This is a genomic window from Serratia sp. SM04 (assembly GCF_040280225.1).
GTDB lineage: Bacteria > Pseudomonadota > Gammaproteobacteria > Enterobacterales > Enterobacteriaceae > Serratia > Serratia sarumanii.
In genome coordinates this window covers 244732-260807 of the sequence record NZ_JBEOQT010000005.1, presented here as the reverse complement: position 1 = coordinate 260807, position 16076 = coordinate 244732, and the positions used below count along the sequence as shown (strand labels likewise).

The window sequence follows — 16076 nt, the reverse complement described above, 5'->3', positions numbered from 1 at the left end:
TTGAGAGGAGGGTGATATGGCTATGACTTACCATCTGGATGTAGTCAGCGCGGAAAAACAGATGTTTTCCGGCCTGGTGCAGAAGATCCAGGTGACAGGCAGCGAAGGTGAACTGGGGATCTTCCCTGGCCATGCGCCGCTGCTGACTGCCATCAAGCCTGGCATGGTGCGTATTGTTAAGCAGCACGGTGAAGAAGAGTTCATCTACCTGTCCGGCGGCATCCTCGAGGTGCAGCCGAGCGTGGTTACCGTGCTGGCGGACACTGCTATCCGTGGTACTGACCTCGACGAAGCGAGAGCGTTGGAAGCTAAGCGTAAAGCTGAAGAACACATTCGCAGCTCTCATGGCGATGTCGACTATGCTCAGGCATCCGCTGAACTGGCGAAAGCGATCGCGAAACTGCGCGTTATCGAGCTCACCAGAAAAGCGATGTAATGTTTGGGTGCAAAGCACCCAACTTTAAGAAAGCGGCCTATAGGGTCGCTTTTTTTTTACTTTAAAATAAGCATTTCAGCCCGGCGGGCGGTGTGGTGTATAACCCCTGATATCGGGAAATAAACGTCGCCGATCGCCGACAGTTTTTTCGTCCCGGCGCCGAATTGGCCACGATAGCGGCAGGCCAAGGCCCACGCGGCCTGCGCCGGGTTCGTGATGAGAAATATGTAGTAATATTGTCGCTAAACGGTTTTACTTTCGTCTATCAAAATGGAGTTATCAGGTTGCTTATGTCGAACAGCGCAATGAGCGTGGTTATCCTCGCCGCGGGCAAGGGAACACGCATGTATTCCGATCTTCCCAAGGTTTTACATCCGTTGGCCGGTAAGCCGATGGTGCAACACGTCATTGATGCCGCGATGAAACTGGGCGCGCAACATGTTCACCTGGTATACGGCCACGGCGGCGATCTGCTGAAAAGCACGTTGACTGACGGCGCGCTGAACTGGGTGCTGCAGGCCGAGCAATTGGGTACCGGCCATGCAATGCAGCAGGCCGCGCCGCACTTTGCCGACGATGAAGACGTGCTGATGCTGTACGGCGACGTGCCGTTGATCTCCGTGAATACGCTGCAACGCCTGCTGGCGGCCAAACCGCAGGGCGGTATCGGTCTGCTGACGGTCAAGCTGGACGATCCGAGCGGCTACGGCCGCATCGTGCGCGAGCAGGGCAACGTGGTGGGCATCGTCGAACACAAGGATGCCAGCGAGGCGCAGCGCCAGATCAACGAGATCAATACCGGCATCCTGGTGGCGAACGGGCGCGATCTGAAGCGCTGGCTGGGGATGTTGAATAACGACAACGCACAGGGCGAGTTTTACATTACCGATATCATTGCGTTGGCCCATGCCGACGGCAAGAAAATCGAAACCGTGCACCCGTCGCGCCTGAGTGAAGTGGAAGGCGTGAACAACCGCCTGCAGCTGGCGACCCTGGAGCGCGTCTTCCAGTCGGAACAGTCTGAAAAGCTGCTGTTGGCCGGCGTGATGCTGCTGGATCCGGCGCGTTTTGACCTGCGCGGGGAACTTGTTCACGGCCGCGACATCACTATTGATGCGAATGTGATTATCGAAGGTCACGTCAAGCTGGGCGACCGGGTGAAAATCGGCGCCGGCTGCGTGCTGAAAAACTGTGTGATCGGCGATGACTGCGAGATCAGCCCTTACAGCGTGCTGGAAGACAGCGTGCTGGAAGCCGACTGCACCGTGGGGCCGTTCGCCCGCCTGCGCCCTGGCGCGGAGCTGGCGGCAGGGGCCCACGTCGGCAACTTCGTGGAAATGAAAAAGGCGCGTTTGGGCAAAGGCTCCAAGGCCGGTCACCTCAGCTACCTGGGCGATGCCGAAATCGGCGATGACGTGAATATCGGCGCCGGCACCATCACCTGCAACTACGATGGCGCCAACAAGCACAAGACGCTGATCGGCGACGGCGTGTTCGTCGGTTCCGATACTCAGCTGGTGGCGCCGGTGTCGGTCGGCAAAGGCTCCACCATCGCCGCCGGCACCACGGTGACGCGCGATATCGCCGAGAACGAACTGGTGCTGAGCCGCGTCAAGCAGGTGCACATTCAGGGCTGGCAACGTCCGGTGAAGAAGAAGTCATAGTGTGTTTTGCGTTGGGCTCCGTTCAGAGCCCAATACAAAACATAATAACCCCCACCATCTACAGGCTCGGGGACGCACGGTAAAACCGGCAAAAATCAGGTCAAGACATCGAAAGCGCCCATGAAGGGCGTTCATTAGGAATACAACTGATGTGTGGAATTGTAGGCGCAGTAGCGCAACGTGATATCGCAGAAATCCTGTTGGAAGGTTTACGCCGTCTCGAGTACCGCGGTTACGACTCCGCCGGTCTGGCGGTGGTCGACGAAAAAGGCAACGTCAGTCGCCTGCGTCGCGTAGGCAAGGTGCAAAAACTGGCCGAAGCGGCGGAGCAGACCGATCTGCGCGGCGGTACCGGCATCGCTCACACCCGCTGGGCAACGCACGGTGAACCGACCGAAGCGAACGCGCACCCGCATGTTTCCGACTACATTACCGTGGTGCATAACGGCATCATCGAAAACCACGAACCGCTGCGCGAACTGCTGATCGAACGCGGTTACCGCTTCAGCTCCGAAACCGACACCGAAGTGATCGCGCACCTGGTGCACTGGGAACAACAACAGGGCGGCACGTTGCTGGAAGTGGTTCAGCGCGTGATCCCACAGCTGCGCGGCGCTTACGGCACCGTGGTGATGGACAGCCGCGATCCGAGCGTATTGGTCGCGGCGCGCTCCGGCAGCCCGCTGGTTATCGGCCGCGGCGTCGGGGAAAACTTTATTGCTTCCGATCAGCTGGCGCTGCTGCCGGTCACCCGCCGCTTCATCTTCCTGGAAGAAGGCGACGTGGTGGAAGTGACTCGCCGCACCGTCAACATCTTCGACAAGCAGGGCAACGCCATCGAGCGCCCTGAAATCGAATCCCAGGTGCAGTATGACGCCGGCGACAAGGGCGCTTACCGTCACTACATGCAAAAAGAGATCTACGAACAGCCGCTGGCGCTGAAAAACACCCTGGAAGGGCGTTTCAGTCATGGCCAAATCAACCTGAGCGAGCTGGGCCCGCGCGCCGACGAGCTGCTGGCCAAGGTGCAGCACGTGCAGATCATCGCCTGCGGGACTTCTTACCACTCCGGTATGGTGGCGCGCTACTGGTTCGAAGCGCTGGCCGGCGTGCCGTGCGACGTCGAGATCGCGTCCGAATTCCGTTACCGCAAATCGGCGGTGCGTCCGGGCAGCCTGATCATCACCCTGTCGCAGTCCGGCGAAACCGCCGATACGTTAGCGGCGCTGCGTCTGTCCAAAGAGCTGGGTTATCTCGGTTCGCTGGCCGTTTGTAACGTGGCCGGCTCTTCGCTGGTGCGCGAATCGGATCTGGCGTTGATGACCAAAGCGGGCACGGAAATCGGCGTGGCCTCGACCAAGGCTTTCACCACGCAGCTCACCGTGCTGTTGATGCTGGTGGCGCGTCTGGGCCGCCTGAAAGGCATGGCGGAAAGCGTGGAGCAAGAGATCGTGCATGGCCTGCAGGCGCTGCCGGCGCGTATCGAGCAGATGCTGTCGATGGATAAAGAGATCGAAGCGCTGGCGGAAGGGTTCTCCGACAAGCACCATGCGCTGTTCCTCGGCCGCGGCGATCAGTATCCAATCGCCATGGAAGGGGCGCTGAAGCTGAAAGAGATCTCCTATATTCACGCCGAAGCCTATGCGGCGGGTGAGCTGAAACACGGCCCGCTGGCGCTGATCGACGCCGATATGCCGGTGATCGTGGTGGCGCCGAACAACGAACTGCTGGAAAAGCTGAAGTCCAACATTGAAGAAGTGCGCGCGCGCGGCGGCCAGCTGTACGTGTTCGCCGATCAGGACGCCGGCTTCGTCAGCAGCGAAGGCATGACCATCATTCCTCTGCCGCACGTCGAGGAAATCGTGGCGCCGATCTTCTACACCGTGCCGTTGCAGCTGCTGTCTTACCACGTGGCGCTGATCAAAGGCACCGACGTTGACCAGCCGCGCAACCTGGCGAAGTCTGTCACCGTAGAGTAATCTGCCGCAGGTAAACTGCAAAAGCCGGCCTTTGCGCCGGCTTTTTTCATGAGCGGCCTTAAAGATGACAGCGCGACCGATTCGGCGATAAACATTGTCATATTCAAGCGGATAGGCCGCGCCAAACCGTTTTTTTATTGCACGTCAATTGCGCTTTTTTTTGACTAATTAATTGATTTTTAAAGAAACAAACGCCTCTCTGGCGTGCTGTAATATAACTGTCATATTGCGTACATTTTTCTGTCACCAAACTGTCCTATTTTCCCTCCTGCAGCAATACTTACTCTGATTAAAACGACTCGAAGTCGATTTTAAATATCCCATTAGGAGGGATTATGAAACTGATGCGTACCACCGTCGCCAGTATTGTGGCAGCGACCTTCTCCCTGACCACCGTGTCCGCGTTCGCTGCTGCCAGCCTGACCGGTGCAGGTGCGACATTCCCCGCTCCGGTTTACGCCAAGTGGGCAGATTCTTATCAGAAAGAAACCGGCAACAAAGTTAACTATCAGGGCATTGGCTCCTCTGGCGGCGTGAAGCAAATCGTGGCCAACACCGTTGACTTTGGCGCTTCCGACGCCCCGCTGTCTGACGACAAACTGGCGGCCGACGGCCTGTTCCAGTTCCCGACCGTGATCGGCGGCGTGGTGCTGGCCGTGAATATCCCGGGCATCAAATCCGGCGAATTGACGCTGGACGGCAAAACCCTGGGCGATATCTACCTGGGCAACGTCAAAAAGTGGAACGACCCGGCAATCACCAAGCTGAACCCAGGCGTGAAACTGCCTGACCAGAACATCGCCGTGGTGCGCCGCGCCGACGGTTCCGGCACCTCGTTCGTGTTCACCAGCTACCTGTCCAAGGCCAATGCGCAGTGGAAAGAGAAGATCGGCGCCGGTTCTACCGTTAACTGGCCGACCGGTCTGGGCGGTAAAGGCAACGACGGCATCGCCGCCTTCGTTCAGCGTCTGCCTGGCTCTATCGGCTACGTAGAATACGCTTACGCCAAGCAGAACAACCTGGCTTACACCAAGCTGGTATCCGCCGACGGTAAACCGGTCAGCCCGACTGAGGAGAGCTTCAGCAACGCGGCCAAAGGCGTGGATTGGAGCAAGACCTTCGCTCAGGATCTGACTGACCAGAAAGGCGACAACGTGTGGCCGATTACATCCACCACCTTCATCCTGGTGCACAAAGAGCAGAAAAACCCTGCTCAGGGCGCCGAAGTGCTGAAGTTCTTCGACTGGGCTTACAAAACCGGTGCCAAGCAGGCTAACGAGCTGGATTACGCCACCCTGCCGGCAGAAGTGGTTGAGCAGGTGCGCGCGGCCTGGAAAACCAACGTAAAAGACAGTTCAGGCAAAGCGCTGTACTAACAACGCAGGGGCGCGGGTTCGCCGCGCCCCACACAGTTCTTCAGGCTCCGATCCCGGTTGGGGCTGCCAGGGTTCAAACAGAGAGTAATCTATGGCTGAGTACAAGCCGACCATCAAAGCACCGGGCAAAAACGGTGACATCATTTTCAGCGCGCTGGTGAGACTGGCTGCGCTGATTACCCTATTGTTGCTGGGCGGCATCATTGTTTCGCTGATCTTCGCCTCCTGGCCAAGCATGCAGAAATTCGGCTTCGCCTTCCTGTGGACCAAAGAGTGGGACGCGCCGGCGGAGCAGTTCGGCGCGCTGGTGCCGATCTACGGCACCGTGGTCACCTCGCTTATCGCGCTGATCATCGCCGTGCCGGTGAGCTTCGGCATCGCGCTGTTCCTGACCGAGCTGGCGCCGAACTGGCTGAAGCGGCCGCTGGGCATCGCCATTGAGCTGTTGGCAGCCATCCCCAGCATCGTTTACGGCATGTGGGGCCTGTTCGTGTTCGCGCCGCTGTTCGCCGAATACTTCCAGACGCCGGTCGGCGAAGTGCTGTCGGGCATTCCGATCGTCGGCGAGCTGTTCTCTGGCCCGGCCTTCGGCATCGGTATTCTGGCCGCCGGGGTGATCCTGGCGATCATGATCATTCCTTACATCGCGGCAGTCATGCGCGACGTGTTCGAACAGACCCCGGTGATGATGAAAGAGTCGGCCTACGGCATCGGCTGTACCACCTGGGAAGTCATCTGGCGCATCGTGCTGCCGTTCACCAAAAACGGCGTCATCGGCGGCGTGATGTTGGGCCTGGGCCGTGCGCTGGGGGAAACCATGGCGGTGACCTTTATCATCGGCAACACCTACCAGCTCGACAGCGCTTCGCTGTACATGCCGGGCAACAGCATCACCTCGGCGCTGGCCAACGAATTCGCCGAAGCCGAGTCCGGCGTGCACACCGCCGCGTTGATGGAGCTGGGCCTGATTCTGTTTGTTATCACCTTTATCGTGCTGGCGCTGTCGAAACTGATGATCATGCGTCTGGCCAAGAATGAGGGGCGTTAACATGGCGACGATGGATATGCAAAACGCAGTCGTTCTGGCGGAAAGCCGCCGCAAAATGCAGGCCTGGCGCCGGCAGAAAAACCGTCTCGCGCTGTTCCTGTCGATGGCGACCATGGTGTTCGGGCTGTTCTGGCTGATCTGGATCCTGATCGCCACCGTGACCAAAGGCTTCGACGGCATGTCGCTGGCGCTGTTCACTGAAATGACCCCGCCGCCGAACACCGCAGGCGGCGGTCTGGCCAACGCCATCGCCGGCAGCGGCCTGTTGATCCTGTGGGCGACCATCTTCGGCACGCCGCTGGGCATCATGGCCGGCATCTACCTGGCAGAATACGGCCGTAAATCCTGGCTGGCGGAAGTGATCCGCTTTATCAACGACATCCTGCTGTCCGCACCGTCGATCGTGGTGGGCCTGTTCGTTTACACCATCGTAGTGGCGAAGATGGAACACTTTTCCGGCTGGGCCGGCATCGTCGCGCTGGCGCTGCTGCAGGTGCCGATCGTCATTCGCACCACCGAGAACATGCTGAAGCTGGTGCCGGATACGCTGCGCGAGGCCGCTTATGCGCTGGGCACGCCGAAATGGCGCATGATTTCCGCCATCACGCTGAAGGCGTCGGTGTCCGGCATCATCACCGGCGTGCTGCTGGCGATTGCGCGCATCGCGGGGGAAACGGCGCCGCTGCTGTTCACCTCGCTGTCGAACCAGTTCTGGAGCACCGACCTGATGCAGCCGATCGCCAACCTGCCGGTGACCATCTTCAAATTCGCCATGAGCCCGTTCGCCGAATGGCAACAGCTGGCCTGGGCCGGGGTGCTGTTGATCACCCTGTGCGTACTGTTACTGAATATCCTGGCGCGCGTGATTTTCGCCAAGAAAAAGCATTCATAAAATTTTGAGCGCCGCTTTGGCGGCGCTGATGAAAAGAGAGAAGTCTTGATGAGTATGGTTACTGACGCTTCCAGCAGCAAAATTCAGGTACGCGATCTGAACTTCTACTACGGCAAATTCCATGCGCTGAAGAACATCACGCTGGATATCGCCAAGAACAAGGTCACCGCGTTTATCGGCCCGTCCGGCTGCGGCAAATCCACCCTGCTGCGCACCTTCAACAAGATGTACCAGCTGTACCCGGAACAGCGCGCGGAAGGCGGCATCCTGCTGGACGGCCAGAACATCCTGACCGACAACTCGGATATCGCGCTGCTGCGCGCCAAGGTCGGCATGGTGTTCCAGAAGCCGACGCCGTTCCCGATGTCGATTTACGACAACATCGCCTTCGGCGTTCGCCTGTTTGAAAAGCTGTCGCGCGCCGATATGGACGAGCGCGTGCAGTGGGCGCTGACCAAGGCGGCGCTGTGGAACGAAACCAAGGACAAGCTGCACCAGAGCGGCTACAGCCTTTCCGGCGGCCAGCAGCAGCGCCTGTGCATCGCCCGCGGCATCGCCATTCGTCCGGAAGTGCTGTTGCTGGATGAGCCTTGCTCGGCGCTGGATCCGATCTCCACCGGCAAGATTGAAGAGCTGATCAGCGAGCTGAAAGCCGATTACACCGTGGTGATCGTAACCCACAATATGCAGCAGGCGGCGCGCTGCTCCGACTCCACCGCATTTATGTATCTGGGCGAGCTGATCGAGTTCAGTGATACTGATAACCTGTTCACTGCGCCGCAGAAAAAGCAGACTGAAGACTACATCACTGGCCGTTATGGTTGATAGGAAGCATCATGGATAACCTGAATTTAAACAAACACATTTCCGGCCAGTTCAACGCAGAGCTTGAGCATATCCGCACCCAGGTGCTGACCATGGGCGGGCTGGTGGAGCAGCAGCTGACCGACGCCATCACCGCGATGCACAATCAGGATGGCGAGCTGGCCAAGCGAGTTATCGAAGGCGACGCCAAGGTCAACATGATGGAAGTGGCGATCGACGAAGCCTGCGTGCGCATCATCGCCAAGCGCCAGCCGACCGCCAGCGATCTGCGCCTGGTGATGGCGATCATCAAAACCATTTCCGAGCTGGAACGCATCGGCGACGTGGCGGACAAAATCTGCCGCACCGCGCTGGAGAAGTTCTCGCACCAGCACCAGCCGCTGCTGGTCAGCCTGGAATCGCTGGGGCGCCACACCGTGCAAATGCTGCATGACGTGCTGGACGCCTTCGCGCGCATGGATCTGGACGAGGCGATCCGTATTTACCGCGAAGATAAAAAGGTCGACCAGGAATACGAAGGCATCGTGCGTCAGCTGATGACCTATATGATGGAAGACTCACGCACCATTCCGAGCGTGCTGACCGCGCTGTTCTGCGCCCGTTCTATCGAGCGTATCGGCGACCGCTGCCAGAACATCTGCGAATTTATCTTCTATTTCGTCAAAGGACAGGATTTCCGTCATTTGGGCGGCGACGCCCTGGAAAAGCTGCTCTCTCCGGGCGGTAAAGACGACAAAGCCGACTGACCCTTTCCGGGTAATATCCTTCAAAGGCGCGGTTTCCCGCGCCTTTATTCCATCTTAAGTTCTTAAAGATAAAAAGGTTATAAATATAGCTTTTTATATTATTTCCTGACCTATGTGGCGCTTGCTAGCTTATCCGCCAGCAGGACATCAACCACTTAGGAGCTCTCTATGAAACATCGCGCTTTGGCCTTAACGTTGTTAGCCAGTCTGACCGGCCTCGCCGCCGGCGCCGCGCACGCGGACAAACTTGACGATATCAAGCAAGCCGGCGTGGTGCGTATCGCGGTGTTCGACAGCAACCCGCCGTTCGGCTACATCGATCCGCAGAGCAAGAAGCTGGTGGGCTACGATGTGGACGTCGCCGATGCGATCGGCAAAGCGCTGGGGGTAAAAGTGGAGCTGCGCGCCACCAACCCGGCCAACCGCATTCCGCTGCTGGTGTCGAAGAAGGTTGACCTGATTGCCGCCAACTTCACCATTACCGACGAGCGCGCCAAGGAAGTGAACTTCAGCGTGCCGTACTTCGCCACCGGCCAGAAATTCATCGCCCGCAAAGGCGTGCTGAAAACCCCGGAAGACATCAAAAAGCTGCGCATCGGCGCGGACAAGGGCACGGTGCAGGAAATCACCCTGCGCGAGCGTTTCCCGACGGCGAAAGTGATCTCTTACGATGACACCCCGCTGGCGTTTGTGGCGCTGCGCAACGGCAACGTGCAGGCGATCACCCAGGACGACGCCAAGCTGGTCGGCCTGCTTGGCAACCTGCCGGCGGCGCAGAAGGCGGAGTTTGAAATTTCACCGTTCAGCCTGACCAAAGAGTACCAGGGCGTCGGCATTCCCAAGGGCGAAGATCGCCTGACCGCCGCGGTGAACGAGACGCTGATCAAGCTGGAAAAAGACGGCGAAGCGGTTAAGATTTACGATCGCTGGTTCGGGCCGGAAACCCAATCCGCCCAACCGCGCGGCGATTTCAAAATCGCGCCTTTGGATCAGCAACCGAAAGCCTGATTTAACCGCTCGCGGTGAGATCGGCACGGAGGGGCGCAGCTTGCTGCGCCCCTGATGCATTCTGCAAGACAAGGATTGAACATGAACCTGGACTGGCTGCTGGCGCCGCAATACCTGAGCTGGCTGTGGCACGGTTTTCTGCTGACGCTGTGGCTTTCCGCCTGCGCGGGCCTGGCGGCCACGCTGCTGGGCTTCGTGCTGGCGGCGATGCGCGACAGCAGCCTGCGGCCGTTGCGTTGGCTGGCGATGGGCTACAGTTCGCTGTTTCGCAATACGCCGCTGCTGGTGCAGCTGTTCTTCTGGTACTTCGCCGCCGGGCAGATCCTGCCGTCCGCCGCCATGCAGTGGCTGAACAGCTCACATCAGGTCGGCCCGCTGGAATGGCCGTCGTTCGAGTTTCTCGCCGGTTTCTTCGGCCTGACGCTCTACTCCACCGCCTTTATCGCCGAAGAGATCCGTTCCGGCATTCGCGGCGTCGCCGGCGGGCAGAAATATGCCGCTCAGGCGCTGGGGCTGACCGGCTGGCAGGCGATGCGCTACGTGGTGCTGCCGCAGGCGCTGAAAATCGCGCTGCCGCCGCTGCTGGGGCAATACATGAACGTGATCAAGAACTCGTCGCTGACCATGGCGATCGGCGTGGCCGAACTCTCTTACGCCTCGCGTCAGGTCGAAACCGAAACCCTGCGCACCTTCCAGGCGTTCGGCGTGGCGACGGTGCTGTATATCGCCATCATCGCGCTGCTGGAAGGCTGGGGCATGTGGCGCCAACAGCGTAAACCGCTGGGAGGGCATTGAGATGGATTTCAGCGTGATTCACGACAACCTGGGCTACCTGCTGTGGGGCACCTGGCCGGATGGTCCATTAGGCGGTGCGGCGCTGACGTTGGCGATCAGCCTGATGGCCGGCGTCGCCTCGGCGGTGCTCGGCACCTTGCTCGGCGTGGCGCTGGCGATGTCGCGCGGCGTCGCTGCCGGATTGCTGGCGGCGGTGCTGGGCTTTTTCCGCGCCATACCGGTCATCATGCTGATCTTCTGGACCTATTTCCTGCTGCCGATGGTGTTTGGCGTCGAGATCCCGGAAATCACCACCGTGGTGTGCGCGCTGGCGCTGATCGCTTCGGCCTATCTGGCCCATGCGGTGAAGGCCGGCATCGCCGCGATCGGCCCCGGCCAGTGGCAGGCCGGGCTTTCCCTGGGGCTGACCCGCTGGCAGACGCTGCGCATGATCGTGCTGCCGCAGGCGCTGCGCATGATGGTGCCGTCGTTCATCAACCAGTGGATATCCCTGATCAAAGATACCTCGCTGGCTTATATCGTCGGCGTTGGCGAACTGACCTTCCTGGCGACCCAGGTCAACAACCGCAGCATGGTCTATCCGATGGAAGTGTTCCTGTTCGTGGCGCTGGTCTATTTCGTGTTCTGCCTGGCGCTCGATCTGCTGGCCAACGCGGTCAACCGCCGCTTCGGCGCGCAAACCCGCGCGCTGAAGCGGTCGTGGCGCTGGTGGCGCAACAAGCCGCCGTTGCCGGCCAGTTAATCGGCCGTCAGCCGCCAGCCGCGTTCGCGCCACAGCGTGGGCAGCTGGGCCAGGTCGTTAAACGTCGTCACCAGCGGGTGGTCGATCGGCGGATTATGCGGATCGGCGCAGAAGTAAAAGACCGGAATGCCGGCATTGATGCCGGCCTGGGCGCCGGCGGGCGAGTCGTCCACCAGGATGCAGCGCGTTACCGGCACCTGCATCTGTTCGGCGGCGTGGAACACGATCGCCGGATCCGGCTTCCAGCGCTGAATGTCATAGCCGCTGAACAACCGGTCATCAAAATAAGGCAGCATGCCGGTCAGGCCGAGCGAGTGCTGCATCTTGCTGACCGGTCCGTTGGAGACGGTGCAGACAGGCACCGTCACCTGCGCCAGCAGCTCGCGGGCGCCGGGAATCTGTTGCAGTTCGCTGTCGAACAGCCGCGCCACTTCCTGCCGATACAGCGGCTCCAGCGCCTCTTTTGCCAGGTCGGTGCCCTGCTCGGCGTTGACCCGATCGATGATCTCGTACAGCTTCATCCCTTTGTATTTCTTGAACACCTCTTCCAGCGACAGATGAATGCCGTAGCGGGCGAACATGTGCACATAGGCTTTGCTGCACAGCACTTCGCTGTCCACCAGCGTGCCGTCGCAGTCGAACAAAATGCAGTCAATCTGATTCATGCGGGACAGGTTCCTTCGGGTTAACGGCGCGGAGGCCGCTCAGCGATCACTTGATCAGGTTACGCGCCTTGAGATCGTGCAAAATCAGCGCGGCGACGTGCGAGCAGTGCGGTAAATCGCGGCTGTCGCACCACCTCAGCTCGGCGATTTCGGCGGCCGGCTGCAGCTGCCCGGTAACGTCGGCCTGATAGCAGCGAATGCGCACCTGGGTGCCGTCCTGCTTGCCGTCCGCCGGGCCGGCGAACTCGCCGTAAAACGCGATGGAGCTCGGCTGCAGCGCGACGGTCAGCTCTTCGTCGATTTCGCGGCACAGCGCCTGTTCGTCGGTTTCGCCCGCTTCGCGCTTTCCGCCCGGCATATAAAACAGCGTCTTATTGTGTGAACGCACCAGCGCCACTTTGTCATCTTTCAGCGCGATCAACGCGAGCTTATCGATAAAGGTTGAAGACATGCGGATTCCTGTTTTTTCGCGGGTAGGGTAAGAGATGCGATAGGTCATTTTATCGGCCGTGTCGGCAAACGGCAACGCAGCGGACGGAAACGCGGGATGAAAGCCTGTAAATACAAGCCGTTGACGCGTTTAGCCGTAAAGATGGCGAAAAAAACCTGTGACCGGCGTCAAAAGCCCCACTTTTTGTTATAGGATAGCCGGCGACTGTCCATTCCCATTTTCGGAATTCTGATAATGACCAAACCAGTATCTGGCCTTGACGCTGAGCAAGGCTTGCTTGGGCGCGTGTTTAAACTCAAGCAACATGGCACGACGGCGCGTACGGAAACGATTGCCGGTATCACCACCTTCCTTACCATGGTGTATATCGTGTTCGTTAATCCGCAAATTTTGGGCGCGGCGGGCATGGATACCCAGGCGGTATTTGTCACCACCTGTTTGATCGCCGCTTTCGGCAGCATCTTTATGGGCCTGCTGGCGAACCTGCCGGTGGCGCTGGCGCCGGCGATGGGCCTGAACGCCTTCTTCGCCTTCGTGGTGGTCGGGGCGATGGGCATCTCCTGGCAGGTGGGCATGGGCGCCATCTTCTGGGGAGCGGTCGGCCTGCTGCTGCTGACCATTTTCCGCATCCGCTACTGGATGATCGCCAACATTCCGGTCAGCCTGCGGGTCGGCATCACCAGCGGCATCGGTCTGTTCATCGGCATGATGGGGCTGAAAAACGCCGGCATCGTAGTGGCCAACCCGGACACGCTGGTGACCATCGGCAGCCTGACTTCGCACAACGTGCTGCTGGGCGCGCTCGGCTTCTTCATCATCGCCGTGCTCTCTTCACGTAACTTCCACGCGGCGGTGCTGGTGTCGATCGTGGTCACCACCCTGATCGGCTGGATGCTGGGCGACGTGAAATACGGCGGCCTGTTCTCCCTGCCGCCGAGCATCACCTCGGTGGTGGGCCAGGTCGACGTGGCCGGCGCGCTGAACATCGGGCTGGCCGGGATCATCTTCTCGTTTATGCTGGTGAACCTGTTTGACTCTTCGGGCACCTTGATCGGCGTCACCGATAAAGCCGGCCTGACCGACAACCAGGGCAAGTTCCCGCGCATGAAGCAGGCGCTGTACGTCGACAGCATCAGCTCGGTGGCCGGTTCGCTGGCGGGCACCTCTTCCGTGACCGCTTACATCGAAAGTTCGTCCGGCGTCGCCGTCGGCGGCCGCACCGGTTTGACGGCGGTGGTCACCGGCCTGCTGTTCCTGCTGGTGATCTTCCTGTCGCCGCTGGCGGGCATGGTGCCGGCTTACGCCGCCGCCGGCGCGCTGATCTACGTCGGCGTGCTGATGACCTCCAGCCTGGCGCGGGTGAAGTGGGACGATCTGACCGAAGCGGTACCGGCGTTTGTCACCGCGGTGATGATGCCGTTCAGCTTCTCGATCACCGAAGGCATCGCGCTCGGCTTTATCTCCTACTGCGTGATGAAGCTCGGCACCGGCCGCTGGCGTGAAATCAGCCCGTGCGTGGTGGTGGTGGCGCTGCTGTTCGTGCTGAAGATCGTCTTCGTAGACGGCCATTGACCGCCAAAGGGCCGACGCCTGTCGGCCCTGAACCCCTAGGCGCCCGGCGTCGCATCCGGCGCCTTACCCAATACCCACTGCAACGGCCGCTTGAAGCGCGCCTGCCAACTGCCGGCGGCATCCTCTCCCTGGGCGAAGTGCAGCGTCTCTACCTGGTTATCCTCTCCGAACAGATTGGCGAAGTGCAACGCCAGCGCCTGCTCGCTGAAATTCTGCCGATCGTAATACGCCATCACGATTTTCTTTTGCGCCGCCAGCGACTGCTGGGCCGGCTTGATCTCGCCGTTGGGGGCGATCAGGAGCGCGCCGGCGTAAAACTGCGGGTACTTCGCGATCAGGTTGGCGGCGTGCAGCGCGCCCTGGCCGCGGGCGCTGAGGTAAATCCGCCGGGGATTCAGCTTTAGCTGCGGAGCCAGCTGTTGCAGCGTACGCTGAATGGCGGTTTGGGTGCTCTCGTCGCTGTAATTCGACCAGCGGAAACTGTTTTCTGACAGCATCTGCGTGCCGTTGAGCTCGATGTAGGCCACGCCCATTTCGCCGAACAGCAGCCGTTCTTCGGGGCTGATGGCGGCGGCTTTGCCGTAGGTATGCAGGAAGATCACCGTTGGCCAGCCTTCGGGCGGCGCTTCGCCGTCCGGCATCGCGTAGCTGGCCTTGCCTTCATAGTGGCGCGCGTGCTGCAGATAGCGCGCTTTGGTGGCGGCCAGGATCGATTGGTAGGTGGCGGAGTGCTGGATGCTGTTGAAGGCGTCGTCCTCCAGCAGGTTGTAGTAGTACCACAGGCCGCGGTCGGCGCTCAGCTGCAGGTAGCGCTCCGCCAGCTCGGTTTGCCCTTTCTCCGCCGATGACACCGCCAGCTGGTAGGGCGCCCAGACGTTGCGGCCGTCTTCGCGCATTAGCGTCAGGTACAGCGACATGGCGCCCAGCTTTTTATCTTCATGGTTTTGCGCGGATCGCGACAGCTGGGCGTTGAGCGCGCTGTGTGCCGGCAGCTCCAGCGGCTCTTCACCGGCGGGATAACGCATCTCTGCCGCGAAAGCGGGACTGGTGATGGAAACAAAAAATAACGCTAAAATGAAAAAATACATGATGCTATGGCTTTAATTTTCAATGAATTGATGGACTTCATGTCCTGTTGCGGCGCCTAAGGGGCGCCGCGAGACCTTCACTCCACGCGGCGAATAAAATCGCTGAACGCGGACAGCTGGCCGGTCAGAAAATCCAGCGTTCCCTGATCGCTCAGTTCACCGGCCTGTTCGTCGACCTTGCTCTGGATCACGCCGCCCATAAACTCAGGCTTGTTCATTACCATCGCATCGAGGAACACCAGGATCTGGCGCAGATGGTATTGGCAGCGCGCGCCGCCGATCGGCCCCATCGAGCTGGTCTGAATGGCGACCGGCTTGCCGGCCAGCGGCTGATTCGGCAAGCGAGACAGCTAGTCGATGGCGTTCTTCAACCCGCCGGGCACGGAATAGTTATATTCAGGGGTGACGATGATCACGCCGTCGGCCTGGCGGATCTGTTCGGCGATCGCCTCGACCGCGGCAGGGAAGCCTTCACCCTGTTGCATGTCGGCGTCGTACAGCGGGATATCGCGGATGGAGGGCAGCGCTTCAATGGTGACGCCCTGTGGAGCCAGGCCTGGCAGGGCGCGGGCCACCATGGCGTTGTAGGAGCCTTTGCGCAGGCTGCCGAGCAGAGTGACGATTTTTAAGGCTTGGTCTGACATGGTGATTCTCCCTTTCGAATGAGCAGATTCAGCGTACAACATGGGCGAATAGTAGGCTAAAGCGCTGGTCGAGAATAGGCGATTGCTCAACATTTAGCTGTCTTTACAATTTAATCCAGCAACTCGTGCGGTAAAGACAGCGTTA

At 59.8% G+C, this 16076-nt stretch carries 15 protein-coding genes and 1 pseudogene; 12 read left to right on the top strand and 4 right to left on the bottom strand.

Annotated features, from left to right (window positions below; translation table 11 throughout):
• Positions 1–16 precede the first annotated feature (16 nt).
• From ABTW55_RS10445 to ABTW55_RS10395, 11 genes are all read left to right on the top strand, one after another.
• Positions 17–436: a F0F1 ATP synthase subunit epsilon gene (locus ABTW55_RS10445; RefSeq protein WP_004933814.1), complete on the top strand. Its 420-nt coding sequence runs from the start codon at positions 17–19 to the stop codon at positions 434–436.
• Positions 437–726: 290 nt separating this feature from the next.
• Entirely contained in the window at positions 727–2100 is a 1374-nt protein-coding gene (gene glmU / locus ABTW55_RS10440; protein ID WP_060423527.1) for a bifunctional UDP-N-acetylglucosamine diphosphorylase/glucosamine-1-phosphate N-acetyltransferase GlmU, read from the top strand.
• 149 nt (positions 2101–2249) lie between these two features.
• Positions 2250–4079 (top strand): glutamine--fructose-6-phosphate transaminase (isomerizing), encoded by a 1830-nt coding sequence (gene glmS, locus ABTW55_RS10435; RefSeq protein WP_033636518.1) that lies wholly within the window; start codon positions 2250–2252, stop codon positions 4077–4079.
• A gap of 335 nt (positions 4080–4414) precedes the next feature.
• Positions 4415–5455, top strand: coding sequence for a phosphate ABC transporter substrate-binding protein PstS (gene pstS / locus ABTW55_RS10430; protein ID WP_033636519.1), 1041 nt, complete (start codon positions 4415–4417; stop codon positions 5453–5455).
• Between the two features lie 91 nt (positions 5456–5546).
• Complete coding sequence (gene pstC, locus ABTW55_RS10425; RefSeq protein ID WP_004933822.1) at positions 5547–6503, top strand: phosphate ABC transporter permease PstC; 957 nt, start codon at positions 5547–5549, stop codon at positions 6501–6503.
• A gap of 1 nt (position 6504) precedes the next feature.
• Positions 6505–7395: a phosphate ABC transporter permease PstA gene (pstA, locus tag ABTW55_RS10420; protein WP_033636520.1), complete on the top strand. Its 891-nt coding sequence runs from the start codon at positions 6505–6507 to the stop codon at positions 7393–7395.
• A 54-nt stretch (positions 7396–7449) separates the two neighbouring features.
• Positions 7450–8220 carry a phosphate ABC transporter ATP-binding protein PstB gene (gene pstB / locus ABTW55_RS10415; RefSeq protein WP_016929614.1) on the top strand — a complete coding sequence of 257 codons (771 nt, stop codon included), beginning with the start codon at positions 7450–7452 and terminating at the stop codon, positions 8218–8220.
• An 11-nt stretch (positions 8221–8231) separates the two neighbouring features.
• Positions 8232–8966, top strand: a complete 735-nt coding sequence (phoU, locus tag ABTW55_RS10410; protein ID WP_033636521.1) for a phosphate signaling complex protein PhoU — start codon at positions 8232–8234, stop codon at positions 8964–8966.
• Positions 8967–9134: 168 nt separating this feature from the next.
• Positions 9135–9974: an ABC transporter substrate-binding protein gene (locus ABTW55_RS10405; RefSeq protein WP_019455482.1), complete on the top strand. Its 840-nt coding sequence runs from the start codon at positions 9135–9137 to the stop codon at positions 9972–9974.
• 81 nt (positions 9975–10055) lie between these two features.
• The gene (locus ABTW55_RS10400; RefSeq protein WP_025304748.1) at positions 10056–10769 is read left to right on the top strand and encodes an amino acid ABC transporter permease; all 714 of its coding nucleotides are present in this window, start codon (positions 10056–10058) and stop codon (positions 10767–10769) included.
• Between the two features lies 1 nt (position 10770).
• The gene (locus ABTW55_RS10395) at positions 10771–11511 is read left to right on the top strand and encodes an amino acid ABC transporter permease (protein WP_004933841.1); all 741 of its coding nucleotides are present in this window, start codon (positions 10771–10773) and stop codon (positions 11509–11511) included.
• Here the strand turns inward: ABTW55_RS10395 and yieH are convergent.
• Together yieH and ABTW55_RS10385 are read right to left on the bottom strand one after the other, a co-directional pair.
• Positions 11508–12176 carry a 6-phosphogluconate phosphatase gene (yieH, locus tag ABTW55_RS10390; protein ID WP_060423521.1) on the bottom strand — a complete coding sequence of 223 codons (669 nt, stop codon included), beginning with the start codon at positions 12174–12176 and terminating at the stop codon, positions 11508–11510. The genes ABTW55_RS10395 and yieH overlap by 4 nt on opposite strands.
• A gap of 46 nt (positions 12177–12222) precedes the next feature.
• The gene (locus ABTW55_RS10385) at positions 12223–12627 is read right to left on the bottom strand and encodes an NUDIX domain-containing protein (RefSeq protein WP_033653947.1); all 405 of its coding nucleotides are present in this window, start codon (positions 12625–12627) and stop codon (positions 12223–12225) included.
• A gap of 234 nt (positions 12628–12861) precedes the next feature.
• Here ABTW55_RS10385 and ABTW55_RS10380 point away from each other — a divergent pair, with 234 nt between their 5' ends.
• Positions 12862–14199 carry an NCS2 family permease gene (locus tag ABTW55_RS10380; protein WP_033636524.1) on the top strand — a complete coding sequence of 446 codons (1338 nt, stop codon included), beginning with the start codon at positions 12862–12864 and terminating at the stop codon, positions 14197–14199.
• A gap of 35 nt (positions 14200–14234) precedes the next feature.
• Here the strand turns inward: ABTW55_RS10380 and ABTW55_RS10375 are convergent, their stop codons facing one another.
• On the bottom strand, positions 14235–15287 hold the full coding sequence (locus ABTW55_RS10375; protein WP_060423517.1) for a hypothetical protein: 1053 nt from the start codon (positions 15285–15287) through the stop codon (positions 14235–14237).
• 77 nt (positions 15288–15364) lie between these two features.
• Positions 15365–15931: pseudogene (locus tag ABTW55_RS10370) on the bottom strand (NADPH-dependent FMN reductase).
• Between the last annotated feature and the right edge of the window lie 145 nt (positions 15932–16076).

Coding starts and splice junctions, on each gene's coding strand:
- phoU (WP_033636521.1), top strand. CDS start 8,232: ATGGATAACCTGAATTTAAACAAACACATTTCCGGCCAGTTCAACGCA.
- ABTW55_RS10375 (WP_060423517.1), bottom strand. CDS start 15,287: ATGTATTTTTTCATTTTAGCGTTATTTTTTGTTTCCATCACCAGTCCC.
- ABTW55_RS10395 (WP_004933841.1), top strand. CDS start 10,771: ATGGATTTCAGCGTGATTCACGACAACCTGGGCTACCTGCTGTGGGGC.
- yieH (WP_060423521.1), bottom strand. CDS start 12,176: ATGAATCAGATTGACTGCATTTTGTTCGACTGCGACGGCACGCTGGTG.
- glmU (WP_060423527.1), top strand. CDS start 727: ATGTCGAACAGCGCAATGAGCGTGGTTATCCTCGCCGCGGGCAAGGGA.
- ABTW55_RS10405 (WP_019455482.1), top strand. CDS start 9,135: ATGAAACATCGCGCTTTGGCCTTAACGTTGTTAGCCAGTCTGACCGGC.
- pstC (WP_004933822.1), top strand. CDS start 5,547: ATGGCTGAGTACAAGCCGACCATCAAAGCACCGGGCAAAAACGGTGAC.
- ABTW55_RS10400 (WP_025304748.1), top strand. CDS start 10,056: ATGAACCTGGACTGGCTGCTGGCGCCGCAATACCTGAGCTGGCTGTGG.
- pstS (WP_033636519.1), top strand. CDS start 4,415: ATGAAACTGATGCGTACCACCGTCGCCAGTATTGTGGCAGCGACCTTC.
- glmS (WP_033636518.1), top strand. CDS start 2,250: ATGTGTGGAATTGTAGGCGCAGTAGCGCAACGTGATATCGCAGAAATC.
- ABTW55_RS10445 (WP_004933814.1), top strand. CDS start 17: ATGGCTATGACTTACCATCTGGATGTAGTCAGCGCGGAAAAACAGATG.
- pstB (WP_016929614.1), top strand. CDS start 7,450: ATGGTTACTGACGCTTCCAGCAGCAAAATTCAGGTACGCGATCTGAAC.
- ABTW55_RS10380 (WP_033636524.1), top strand. CDS start 12,862: ATGACCAAACCAGTATCTGGCCTTGACGCTGAGCAAGGCTTGCTTGGG.
- pstA (WP_033636520.1), top strand. CDS start 6,505: ATGGCGACGATGGATATGCAAAACGCAGTCGTTCTGGCGGAAAGCCGC.
- ABTW55_RS10385 (WP_033653947.1), bottom strand. CDS start 12,627: ATGTCTTCAACCTTTATCGATAAGCTCGCGTTGATCGCGCTGAAAGAT.